Consider the following 11,374-nt stretch of genomic DNA (forward strand, 5'->3'; position numbering starts at 1 on the left):
CTTCACAGCACTGGTCACGACGACTGCTCCGGGGACGGGCCGACGTTCTTGCGCAGGGCGCGTTCGACGCGGTCGGCGAGGCCCTGCGCCTCGTGGCCGAGGCCGGACTGGGCGACGGACGTGGTGGCGCCCGACTGCATGGCCTCCTCGGCGGGCTCGGGCTCGTCGACGGTGCGGCCGTCGGCCCAGCCGGAGACGGCGTAGACGACGACGGGGGCGTCGGTGAGGACGGAGACGGTCCAGGAGGCGCGCTGTTCGTCGCCGAATCCGGCGGCCAGGGTGCCCTTCGCCGCGTAGGGGCGGGGCATCAGGTCCGTACGGCGGTCGAGGCCCTGTTTGGTGAAAGCGGTGTCGAAGGACCGCATCGCGGCGGCGTCGGCGGTGGTGAAGAGCAGGCCGACGGTGGTGACGTAGCTGCGGGTGGCGTCGGTGTAGGTGGCGCGCAGGAGGCGCTGGCAGCCGACGGGGGCGAGGGCCTTGCGCAGCAGGGGGTCGAAGGCGTTCGCGCAGCCGGCGTCCGGGGCGACGGCGATCCGCGTCCAGATCCGGTCCGCGCCGCCGGGGCCCGCGCCCTGCCCGGTCACGGTGGGCGGGAACAGCCGGTCGACGGGGATTCTGTGCCACAGGCTTCCGGCCGCGGCGAAGGTGTCCTGCCCGTCACCGTCGCCCGAGTCGCCGATCAGCCAACTCCCGGTCACGGCCCCGCCGATGAGTCCCACCCCGAGCACGACACAGGCGGCCGCCGCGGCGAGCCGGGGGTGGATCCGCACGCCCAGCGACCGCGGGCGCGCCTGCTCGCCGTACCCCTCGGGCTCCCCGAACGACACGACGGGCCGCCCGGCCCCGGGGGCCCCACCCGGCGCCAACGGGGCGCTCCAGGAGAAGGACGGGTCCGGGGCGAACCCGGCGGGCCCGTGACCGTCGGTGGCGCGCTCGGTACGGCGGGAGGGGTCGGTGGAGGCCGGGGTGGCGTAGCCGCGGGATGTCGGGCCGTCTCCGGTGGAGGGGGCGGGCGTGGGGCGTTGTGGGGCGGAGGCGGGGGTGCCGGAGTGGTGGGGCGGCATGCCGACGGCGGGCTGGGGGGATCCGGTGGCCGGCTGCGGGGGCATGCCGGCAGAGCGCCGCGCGGGCCCGGAGCCCGACTGTCTGGGCTGGCCCGGGGAGGCTTGTGCCGGGCCCGAGCCCGGCCGCGGGGGTGTGCCCGACGGGCGGTTGCCGGGCTCGCGGGAGGGGGCCGCCTGGATGGGGCGCATACGGAAGGTGGTCTCCGCCGCGGTCTCGGCGGGGGCGCCCGGGCGGCGGGGCGGGGTGCCTGGTGGGGCGGGGGTCTCGCGGTGCGACGACCCGGCGCCTTCCGTGAAACCCGCGGTGGGCGGTCCGTCCGGGAAGCGTGCGGAGGCGCGGGGCGGGGGCGGGGCCGTGGGGGTGTTGTCCGCCGAGGCCGGGGCGTTCTGGTCGGGGAGCGGCTGCGCGGTGCCGTCGGCCGTCGGCGGGGCCGTGGGGCGCGGCGGTGTCGTCGGGCGGGGCGGGGTGGAAGGGGGCGGGGGCGGGGGTGTCGCCGGGCGTGGGGGGATGGGGGCGCGCCGCGCTTCCGTGCTCATGCACCCCCCGTTTCCTCATGTCCCGGGCCCGATCCCGTACGCGGGCCGTCGTTCCGTGTTCCCTGCCCCGGCCCGGCGCGGAACTCGTCCGACCAGGCACGCATACCCGCACGGGAGAGGCGTCATCCCGGCGACGGTGCGCCCGGGACCGTTCCCCACATGCGTGCGCGTCACTCTACGGGTTGATCCTGGGCGGACGGGAACCAGTCCGGGACCCCGTGCACATCTGCCCGGAACATCCCCCTACCCTGCGGTAATCCTGCATGGCAGGCTTCATTCATGACTGCGCGCGCCGCCGACCGGGCCCGTTACGACCGGGCCACCGCCCATCTCGAAGCCCCCCTCGCGATCGTGGACCTGGACGCCTTCGACGCCAACGCGGACGATCTGGTCCGCCGGGCCGGCGGGAAGCCGATCCGCGTCGCCAGCAAGTCCGTGCGCTGCCGGGCCCTGCTGGAACGGGTGCTCGCGAAGGACGGGTTCGCGGGGATCATGTCCTTCACCCTCGCCGAGTCCCTGTGGCTGGCGCGGTCCGGGTTCGACGACGTCCTGCTCGCCTACCCGACCGCCGACCGGGCCGGGTTCGCCGAGCTGACCAGTGATCCCAAGCTCGCCTCCGCCGTCACCGTGATGATCGACGACCCGGCGCAGCTCCGGCTCATCGACGAGGCCCGGGACGGCGGGCGGGAAGTGGTGCGGGTCTGCCTGGAGTTGGACACCTCGCTGAAGCTGCTCGGCGGGCGGGTGCGCGTCGGCGCCCGGCGTTCGCCGCTGCACTCCCCCGCGCAGGTCGCCGACATGGCCCGGTTCGTCGCCCGGCGGCCGGGGTTCGAGGTGGTCGGGATCATGGCGTACGAGGGTCACATCGCCGGGGTCGGGGACTCCGTGGCGGGGCGGCCGCTGCGGTCGCGTGCCGTGCGGCTGATGCAGGCCGCCGCCCGGCGGGAGCTCGCCGAGCGGCGGGCCGCGGTGGTGCGGGCCGTGCGGGCGGTGGCGCCGGGGCTGGAGTTCGTCAACGGCGGTGGGACGGGCAGTGTGCAGTTCACGGCCGCCGAGGACTGTGTGACGGAGATCGGGGCCGGGTCGGGGCTGTATGTGCCGCGGCTGTTCGACAACTACACGTCCTTCAGCGGGCGTCCGGCCGCGCTGTTCGCCCAGCCCGTCGTGCGCCGGCCGGGGGTGGGGGTGGTGACCGTTCTCGGGGGCGGGTATCCGGCCTCGGGTGCGGCGGGGGCGGACCGGCTGCCGGTGCCGTATCTGCCGGAGGGGCTTCGGTACGACGCGCAGGAAGGGCCCGGGGAGGTGCAGACGCCGCTGATGGGGTCACCGGCCGACGATCTGCTGCTCGGGGACAAGGTGTGGTTCCGGCATGCCAAGGCCGGTGAGCTGTGTGAGCGGTTCGACACGTTGCATCTTGTCGAGGGTGACGCGGTGACGGGGGCCGTGCCGACGTATCGGGGCGAGGGGCACACGTTTCTGTGACCCTCGCGTCGGGGTGAATTTCGCCCCCGCCGCCCCTACCCGTCCCATCCCTGGGGGCTGCGCCCCCAGACCCCCGCTGTCGGCCCTGCGGGCCTCGTCCTCAAACGCCGGACGGGCTGAAAGATCTAGCCTCTCCGGCGTTTGAGGAGCGGGGTCTGGGGCGGAGCCCCAGAAGGATGGGACGGGTAGGGGCGGCGGGGGCGACATACCCCCTGCTACAGCGGGGTGACGTAGGCCCCCGAGATTCCGCCGTCTACCAGGAAGTCGGTGGCGTTGACGAAGGAGGAGTCGTCGCTGGCCAGGAAGGCGACGGCGGCGGCGATCTCGTCGGCCTCGGCGAAGCGGCCGACCGGGATGTGGACCAGGCGGCGCGCGGCGCGCTCCGGGTCCTTGGCGAACAGTTCCTGGAGGAGGGGGGTGTTGACCGGTCCCGGGCACAGGGCGTTGACGCGGATGCCGTCGCGGGCGAACTGGACGCCGAGTTCGCGGGACATGGCGAGGACGCCGCCCTTGGAGGCGGTGTACGAGATCTGGGACGTGGCCGCGCCCATCCTGGCCACGAAGGACGCCGTGTTGATGATGGAGCCCTTGCCCTGCTGCCGCATGTAGGGGATGGCCGCCTTGCAGCACAGGTAGACGGAGGTCAGGTTGACCTCCTGGACACGCTTCCAGGCCTCCAGGCCGGTCTCCAGGATGGAGTCGTCGTCGGGCGGCGAGATGCCGGCGTTGTTGAAGGCGATGTCGACGCTGCCGTAGGTGTCGAAGGCGGTCTTGAAGAGGGCCTCGACCTGCTCGGGGTCGGTGACGTCGACCTTCACGAAGATCCCGCCGACGTCGTCGGCGGCGGCCTTGCCACGGGCCTCGTCGACGTCGCCGCAGACGACGTGGGCGCCCTCGGAGGCGAGGCGGCGGGCGGTGGCGAGGCCGATGCCGCTGCCGGCTCCGGTGATGACGGCCGTACGGCCGACGAGGCGACGGCACACGTTTGCTTCGGTCACTGTGCGGGGCCTTCCGTGCTTTCGGTGCTGATGAAGACGTTCTTGGTCTCGGTGAAGGCGGTCAGGGCGTCCGGGCCCAGCTCGCGGCCGATGCCGGACTGCTTGAAGCCACCGAAGGGGGTCCAGTAGCGGACGCTGGAGTGGGAGTTGACGGAGAGGTTGCCGGCCCGGACCGCCTGGGAGACGCGCAGGGCGCGGCCGACGTCACGGGTCCAGATGGAGCCGGAGAGGCCGTAGTCGGTGGCGTTGGCCAGCCGGATTGCGTCGGCCTCGTCGTCGAAGGGGAGGACCACGGCCACGGGGCCGAAGACCTCCTCGACGGCCACGCGCGCGTGTGCGTCGACGCCGGTGAGGACGGTCGGCGGGAACCAGAAGCCGGGGCCTTCGGGGGCCTTGCCGCGGATACCCTCGGCGCCCTGGTCGACGTACGAACGCACCCGTTCCAGCTGTGACCTGGAGATCAGCGGGCCCATGTCGGTGTTCTCGTCGGCCGGGTCGCCGACCGTCACCGCCTCGACGGCGGGGGCGAGCAGGTCGAGGAAGCGGTCGTAGGCGGAGCGCTGGACGAGGATGCGGGTGCGGGCGCAGCAGTCCTGGCCGGAGTTGTCGAGGAAGGACATGGGAGCGGCGGCCGCGGCGGCTTCGAGGTCGGCGTCGGCGAAGACGATGTTGGGGCTCTTGCCGCCGAGTTCGAGGGTGACGCGCTTGAGGAGCGCCGAGCCCTTCGCCAACACCTGTTTGCCCACGGCTGTTGACCCGGTGAAGACGATCTTCGCGACGCCCGGGTGCTCGACGAGAGCGTTGCCCGCGACGGGGCCGTGGCCGGGCAGCACCTGGAACAGGCCCTCCGGAAGCCCTGCCTCCAACGCCAGTTCCGCCAGCCGCAGAGCCGTCAGCGGGGTCGTCTCGGCGGGCTTGAGGAGGACCGCGTTGCCGGCCGCGAGCGCGGGGGCGGTGCCCCAGGCGGCGATCGGCATCGGGAAGTTCCAGGGCGCGATGACGCCGACGACGCCGAGGGGTTCGGGGATCGTGACGTTCAGGCCGCCCGGTACCGGGATCTGGTGGCCCGTCAGGCGTTCCACTCCCCCAGCCGCGTAGTCGAGCAGATCGCGGACGTTGCCCGCCTCCCAGCGGGCGTTGCCGATGGTGTGCCCGGCCTCGCGAACCTCCAACTGAGCGAGTTCTTCGAGGTGTTCGTCGACGGTCACGGCGAACCGGCGCAGCAGCCGGGCGCGTTCGCCGGGCGCGAGGGCGGCCCATGCGGACTGTGCCTTCGTGGCCCGTACGACGGCGGCGTCGACGTCGGCCGCGGTGGCGGCGGGGACGGTGGCGACGATTTCCTCGGTGGCCGGATTGAGTACCTGGAGCTGGTCGGACAAGAAGGGCCTCACATGCGTTCGAAGGAGCGGCGCAGCTCCCAGTCGGTCACCGCGGCGTCGAAGGCGTCCAGTTCGACGCGCGCCATGTTGCGGTAGTGGGCGACGACCTCGTCGCCGAAGGCGGCCTTGGCGATCGGGCTGTTCTCCCAGAGCTCGGCGGCCTCGCGGAGCGTGGTGGGGACGTGCTCGAAGTCGGCGGCGTAGGCGTTGCCGGGGCAGGGGTCGGGCAGCTCCAGCTTCTGCTCGATGCCGTACAGGCCCGCGGCGACCAGTCCGGCGACGGCGAGGTGTGGGTTGACGTCGCCGCCGGGGAGCCGGTTCTCGAAGCGCATCGAGCGGCCGTGGCCGACGACGCGCAGGGCGCAGGTGCGGTTGTCGTGGCCCCAGGCGACGGCGGTCGGGGCGAAGGAACCCGGCTGGAACCGTTTGTAGGAGTTGATGTTGGGGGCGTAGAGCAGGGAGAAGTCCCGCAGGGCGGCCAGCTGGCCCGCGAGGAAGTGCCGCATGACCTCGGACATGCCGCCGGGGTCGTCGGAGGTGCCCGCCATGACGCTGTTGCCGGTGGCGTCCGCGAGGGACAGATGGATGTGGCAGGAGTTGCCCTCGCGCTCGTTGTACTTGGCCATGAAGGTGATCGAGACGCCCTCCTGGGCGGCGATCTCCTTGGTGCCGGTCTTGTAGATGGCGTGCTGGTCGCAGGTGACCAGGGCGTCGTCGTACTTGAAGGCGATCTCGTGCTGGCCGGGGTTGCACTCGCCCTTGGCGGACTCGACGGTGAGGCCGGCGCCCGCCATCTCGTTGCGGATGCGGCGCAGCAGGGGCTCGATCCGGCCGGTTCCGAGCACCGAGTAGTCGATGTTGTACTGGTTGGCCGGGGTCAGCCCGCGGTAGTTGGCGTCCCAGGCCTGCTCGTAGGTGTCCTTGAAGACGATGAACTCCAGTTCCGTGCCGACCTTGGCCGTGTACCCGAGCTCGGCGAGGCGCTCCAGCTGGCGGCGCAGGATCTGGCGGGGCGCGGCGACGACGGGCGAGCCGTCCTCCCAGGCCAGGTCGGCGACGAGCATGGCCGTGCCGGCGTTCCAGGGGACGCGGCGGAGGGTGGCCAGGTCGGGGTGCATGGCGAAGTCGCCGTAGCCGCGGTCCCAGGAGGACATCTCGTAGCCGTCGACGGTGTTCATCTCGGTGTCGACGGCGAGGAGGTAGTTGCAGCCCTCGGTGCCGTGGTGGAGCACCTCGTCGAGGAAGAAGCGGGCGGCGAACCGCTTGCCCTGGAGCCGCCCTTGCATATCGGGGAAGGCCAGGACGACAGTGTCGATCTCACCGCTCGCGACGAGGGCGTGCAGCTCCTCGACGCTCAGCGGGGGTGTGCGGTCTGCCACGGGAGAGCCTCCATTCGGCTACTACGGTCAGCCGGGAGCCATAAGGTATGACTGATGACCATTGCTTGGGAAGGGGGTACGGCCATATGTCGCAGGCGGGCGCGGAACACGGGGCGGCCGGAACATCCGGAGCGCCGGGGACGCCGGGGACGCCAGGGGCGTCCGGGGACGACGACCGGCTGACGTCGGTCCTGCGGCCGGTGCGGGCCGGCAACGGTTTCGAGGAGGCCCTGGAGCAGATCCTCCAGGTCGTCCGGCTCGGCCTGGTGCCGGGCGGCGAGCGGCTCCCGGCCGAGCGCGAGCTGGCCGACCGGCTGGGGATCAGCCGGGTCACGCTGCGCGAGGTGCTGAAGGTGCTCCAGGACCAGGGACTGGTCGAGTCGCGGCGCGGACGCTACGGCGGCACCTTCGTGCTGCCGCGCCCCGAGACACCTGGCGAGGAGGAGCTGCGCCGCCGCCTGAAGGACGTCGACGTCGAGGACACGCTGCGCTTCCGCGAGGTGCTGGAGGTGGGGGCGGCCGGGCTGTGCGCCGCGCACGGGCTGGGCGAGGAACAGGCCGACCGGCTCCGCGAGGCCCTTGCGCGCACGCACGACGCCCCGCTCGCCGAGTACCGCCGCCTGGACACCCTGCTGCATCTCACGCTCGCCGAGCTGTCCGGCTCCCCCACGCTCACGGCCCAGTACGCGGCCGTACGGGCGACGGTCAACGACCTGCTCGACTGCATCCCGCTCCTCGTGCGCAACCTGGAGCACTCGCAGCGCCAGCACACCGCCCTCGTGGAAGCCGTCATCGAGGGCAACGCCGAGTGCGCGCGGGAGATCATGCGTGAGCACTGCGGGGGGACGGCGGCGCTGCTGCGGGGCTTCCTGGGCTGAGCGTGAGCACGGATTTACGGGCGATTAACGCACGGGTATTGCCTTCCCACCGCGGACCCCGCAAAGGTATGGATCCACTCCATTGCACCGGAGCTCGGTCGACCCCACCGTGCCCGGAAACAGCTCCTGTCCGCCGCCCCGTGGGGAGTCTGCCCATGTCGTTGGAATCCACCAGTTCACCCGGCACACCCGGCACACCCGGTACACCCGGTACACCCGGTACACCCGCCCCCGAGGGGGACGACTATCTGGAACGCAGGACCCTGCGCCGCGGCAGCGCCGGCTGGGTGCTGCTGACCGGTCTCGGTGTCGCCTACGTCGTCTCCGGGGACTACTCGGGCTGGAACTTCGGCCTGGCCGAAGGCGGCTTCGGGGGCCTGGCCATCGCCATGGTGCTCATGGGCGCGATGTACGCCTGCATGGTGTTCGCGCTCGCCGAGCTGTCCTCGATCCTGCCGACGGCGGGCGGCGGCTACGGCTTCGCCCGCCGGGCGCTCGGCCCGTGGGGCGGCTTCCTCACCGGTACGGCCATCCTCATCGAGTACGTCCTCGCGCCCGCCGCCATCGTCATCTTCATCGGCGACTACGTCGAGTCGCTCGGCCTGTTCGGCCTGGAGTCCGGCTGGCCGATGTACCTGGTCTGCTTCGCCATCTTCCTCGGCATCCATCTCTGGGGCGTCGGCGAGGCGCTGCGCTTCAGCTTCGTCGTCACCGGCATCGCGGTGGCGGCCCTGATCGTGTTCGCGCTGGCGGCGCTGCCGGACTTCTCCTTCGGGTCGCTGGACGACATCCCGGTCGACGCGTCGGCCGCGGGGTCGAACTCCTGGCTGCCCTTCGGCCTGCTCGGCATCTGGGCGGCGTTCCCGTTCGGCATGTGGTTCTTCCTGGGCGTGGAGGGTGTGCCGCTCGCCGCCGAGGAGACCAAGGAACCGGCCCGTACGCTGCCGAAGGCGATCCGCTGGTCGATGGCCATCCTGGTCGTCCTCGCGGTCGTCACGTTCTTCGCGGCGGCCGGGGCGCGCGGTTCCGCGGCGATCCAGGAGGCGGGCAACCCGCTGGTGGAGGCGCTCCAGCCGAACGGCGAGGCGACCACGCTGAGCCGGATCGTGAACTACGCGGGCCTGGCCGGCCTCGTGGCCTCCTTCTTCTCCCTGATCTACGCGGGCTCCCGTCAGCTGTTCGCCCTGTCCCGCGCGGGCTATCTGCCCCGCTTCCTCTCCCTCACCAGCAGCCGCAAGGCTCCGTACCTGGGCCTGCTGGTGCCCGGCACGATCGGCTTCCTGCTGGCCGCGGTGTCCGGCGACGGCGCCCGGATGCTGAACATCGCGGTGTTCGGCGCGACGATCTCCTACGCCCTGATGTCCCTCTCCCACATCGTGCTGCGCCGACGCGAGCCGGAGCTGCCGCGGCCGTACCGTACGCCCGGCGGGGTACTGACCTCCTCGATCGCCCTGGTGCTGGCCTGTGCGGCGCTCGTGGCGACGTTCCTGGTGGACGTGACGGCGGCACTGATCGCGCTGGCGGTGTACGTGGTCGCGCTCGCCTACTTCGGCCTCTACAGCCGTCGGCGCCTGGTGGCGAAGGCGCCGGAGGAGGAGTTCGCGGCGCTGGCGGCGGCCGAGGCAGAGTTGGCACGGGACTGAGGGAGCGAGCTGTGAGGGAGTCGCTGTGGCGGAGGTCGCTGTGGCCAGGCCGTTGATCGGTGTCAGCACCTATCTGGAGTCCGCTGTGCGGTGGGGGGTGTGGGAGCTGGACGCCGCGCTGCTGCCCGCCGGTTACCCGCGGCTCGTGCAGCGGGCCGGCGGTCTCGCCGCGATGCTTCCGCCGGACGATCCGACCCATGCCGCCGCCGCGGTCGCCCGGCTGGACGGGCTGGTCGTCGCGGGCGGGCCCGATGTGGAGCCGGTGCGCTACGGGGCGGAGCGTGAGCCGCGGACCGGGCCGCCCGCGCGGGCGCGGGACGCGTGGGAGCTGGCCCTGATCGAGGCGGCGCTGGCCGCGGGTCTGCCCCTCCTCGGTATCTGCCGTGGCATGCAGCTTCTCAACGTCGCCCTCGGCGGCACGCTCGTCCAGCACATCGACGGGCACGCCGAGGTCGTCGGCGCCTTCGGTACCCATACGGTCAAGCCGGTGCCGGGGAGTCTGTACGCCGGTCTCGTCCCGGAGGAGGCCTCCGTGCCGACGTACCACCATCAGGCCGTGGATCGGCTGGGTGCGGGTCTGGTCGCTTCTGCGTACGCGGGCGACGGGACGGTGGAGGCGGTGGAACTGGACTCCGGGGGGTGGGTGTTGGGGGTGCAGTGGCATCCGGAGATGGGGAGGGATGTGCGGGTGATGGGGGGTCTGGTCCGCGCGGCCGCCGACTGACGGACCATCCTCGCCCCCGCCGCCCCTACCCGTCCCATCCCCCAGGGGCTCCGCCCCTTCGACCCCGAGGTCGTCCTTCGACTGCGGCCCCGGTGGGGGCTGGTCGCGCCCACGCGGCGGAGCCGCAAATCGACACAGCCCCGAGCCCCTTCTGGGGCTCCGCCCCAGACCCCGCTCCTCAAACGCCGGAGAGGCTGAAATTGCCTGGATCTTTCAGCCCGTCCGGCGTTTGAGGACGAGGCCCGAAGGGCCGATCAGGGGGGTCTGGGGGCGCAGCCCCCAGGGATGGGACGGGTAGGGGCGGCGGGGGCGAGGAACTAGCCCCGCGTCAGCGACAGCAGGTCCCTGGCCGGGCCCACCGGACGGTGGCCCGTCGGCCACACCGCCCGCAGGTCCCGCGCCAGCGACACATCCGCGAGCGGCACTCTCACCAGCCGCCGCATCGACAACTCCTCCCCCACGGCGAGTTCACTCAGCACCGCCGGCCCCGCCCCACCCACCGCGGCCGCCTTCACCGCCGTGGTCGACGACAGCTCGATCAGCGGCCGCGCCAACCCACCCAGCGCCGCGTCCAGCACCTGCCGCGTACCCGACCCCTTCTCCCGAAGGATCAACGGAGTCACCGCCAGCTCCGACGCCTCCAACGGCCGCCGCCGCCGAGCCCAGACATGCCCCGGCGCGGTCACCACGATGAGGTTGTCGTGAGCGATGACCACGGAGTCCAGCCCCGAAGCCACACTCACGCCCTCCACGAACCCGAGGTCCGCCTCGTCCGCGAGCAACCGCTCCGCGACGGCCGCGGAGTTCCCGGCGAGCAGGGACACCGCGGTGTCCGGCCGCTGCGCGCGCAGCGCGAGCAGCCACCCCGGCAGCAGATACTCCGCGATCGTCATGCTCGCCGCCACCCGCAGCCGCGAGTCCCGCCGGTCCCGCAACGCCTGCGCCCCCACGTCGAACGCCTCCGCCGCCTCCACGACCCGCCGCGCCCAGTCCGTCACCAGCGCCCCGGCGTCCGTGAGCCGGGAACCCCGGGGCGAGCGGTCGACCAGCGCCACGCCCAACTGGCGTTCCATCGACCGGATCCGGCTGCTCGCCGCCGGCTGGGTGATCCCCAGCTCCCGCGCCGCCCCACCGAGACTGCCGAGCCGGGCCACCGCCAGCAACAGCTCCAGCGCGCCGAGATCGGGGACCCGATGTGCCAGGGATCCCGCGCGAAACTGCCCCTCCGCCGACTGAGTCATAAGCCCAGTTTATGTCGCCATAGAGGCAAACTCCCTGGTGGGAGATGAC

9 protein-coding genes are annotated in these 11,374 nt (G+C 72.6%); 4 read left to right on the forward strand and 5 right to left on the reverse strand.

What is annotated here, in order from left to right; all coding sequences use genetic code 11:
- Positions 1–14: 14 nt before the first annotated feature.
- The gene (locus AQJ67_RS49660; protein ID WP_244190637.1) at positions 15–1,601 is read right to left on the reverse strand and encodes a hypothetical protein; all 1,587 of its coding nucleotides are present in this window, start codon (positions 1,599–1,601) and stop codon (positions 15–17) included.
- 279 nt (positions 1,602–1,880) lie between these two features.
- On the opposite strand from AQJ67_RS49660, the gene AQJ67_RS31200 reads away from it, so the two are divergent.
- Positions 1,881–3,083 (forward strand): amino acid deaminase/aldolase, encoded by a 1,203-nt coding sequence (locus tag AQJ67_RS31200; protein ID WP_062722682.1) that lies wholly within the window; start codon positions 1,881–1,883, stop codon positions 3,081–3,083.
- Positions 3,084–3,298: 215 nt separating this feature from the next.
- Here the strand turns inward: AQJ67_RS31200 and AQJ67_RS31205 are convergent, their stop codons facing one another.
- Genes AQJ67_RS31205 through AQJ67_RS31215 form a run of 3 tightly spaced genes read right to left on the reverse strand, consistent with a single transcriptional unit; the run spans position 3,299 to position 6,839 of the window.
- Positions 3,299–4,081 carry a 3-oxoacyl-ACP reductase gene (locus tag AQJ67_RS31205; protein ID WP_062722683.1) on the reverse strand — a complete coding sequence of 261 codons (783 nt, stop codon included), beginning with the start codon at positions 4,079–4,081 and terminating at the stop codon, positions 3,299–3,301.
- Complete coding sequence (locus AQJ67_RS31210) at positions 4,078–5,460, reverse strand: aldehyde dehydrogenase family protein (RefSeq protein ID WP_244190638.1); 1,383 nt, start codon at positions 5,458–5,460, stop codon at positions 4,078–4,080. The genes AQJ67_RS31205 and AQJ67_RS31210 overlap by 4 nt, the downstream gene beginning before the upstream one ends.
- Positions 5,461–5,468: 8 nt before the next feature.
- On the reverse strand, positions 5,469–6,839 hold the full coding sequence (locus AQJ67_RS31215) for a glutamine synthetase family protein (RefSeq protein WP_062722684.1): 1,371 nt from the start codon (positions 6,837–6,839) through the stop codon (positions 5,469–5,471).
- An 86-nt stretch (positions 6,840–6,925) separates the two neighbouring features.
- Between AQJ67_RS31215 and AQJ67_RS31220 the strand changes: the two genes are divergently transcribed.
- The 3 genes from AQJ67_RS31220 (at position 6,926) to AQJ67_RS31230 (ending at position 10,084) form a co-directional block, all read left to right on the forward strand.
- On the forward strand, positions 6,926–7,717 hold the full coding sequence (locus AQJ67_RS31220; protein ID WP_244190639.1) for a FadR/GntR family transcriptional regulator: 792 nt from the start codon (positions 6,926–6,928) through the stop codon (positions 7,715–7,717).
- Positions 7,718–7,872: 155 nt separating this feature from the next.
- A complete protein-coding gene (gene eat / locus AQJ67_RS31225; RefSeq protein ID WP_062722685.1) occupies positions 7,873–9,360 on the forward strand; it encodes an ethanolamine permease in 1,488 nt (495 codons plus the stop codon).
- A gap of 52 nt (positions 9,361–9,412) precedes the next feature.
- Positions 9,413–10,084, forward strand: coding sequence for a gamma-glutamyl-gamma-aminobutyrate hydrolase family protein (locus tag AQJ67_RS31230; protein WP_208615077.1), 672 nt, complete (start codon positions 9,413–9,415; stop codon positions 10,082–10,084).
- A gap of 317 nt (positions 10,085–10,401) precedes the next feature.
- Here AQJ67_RS31230 and AQJ67_RS31235 read toward each other — a convergent pair whose 3' ends face one another.
- The gene (locus AQJ67_RS31235; protein ID WP_062722686.1) at positions 10,402–11,325 is read right to left on the reverse strand and encodes a LysR family transcriptional regulator; all 924 of its coding nucleotides are present in this window, start codon (positions 11,323–11,325) and stop codon (positions 10,402–10,404) included.
- Positions 11,326–11,374 lie beyond the last annotated feature (49 nt).

Origin of the sequence: Streptomyces caeruleatus (assembly GCF_001514235.1) — a bacterium.
GTDB classification, from domain to species: domain Bacteria; phylum Actinomycetota; class Actinomycetes; order Streptomycetales; family Streptomycetaceae; genus Streptomyces; species Streptomyces caeruleatus.

What these genes read in the sequence shown, in the direction of transcription:
- AQJ67_RS49660 (WP_244190637.1), bottom strand. Translation starts at nt 1,601, where the DNA reads ATGAGCACGGAAGCGCGGCGCGCCCCCATCCCCCCACGCCCGGCGACA.
- AQJ67_RS31200 (WP_062722682.1), top strand. Translation starts at nt 1,881, where the DNA reads ATGACTGCGCGCGCCGCCGACCGGGCCCGTTACGACCGGGCCACCGCC.
- AQJ67_RS31220 (WP_244190639.1), top strand. Translation starts at nt 6,926, where the DNA reads ATGTCGCAGGCGGGCGCGGAACACGGGGCGGCCGGAACATCCGGAGCG.
- eat (WP_062722685.1), top strand. Translation starts at nt 7,873, where the DNA reads ATGTCGTTGGAATCCACCAGTTCACCCGGCACACCCGGCACACCCGGT.
- AQJ67_RS31235 (WP_062722686.1), bottom strand. Translation starts at nt 11,325, where the DNA reads ATGACTCAGTCGGCGGAGGGGCAGTTTCGCGCGGGATCCCTGGCACAT.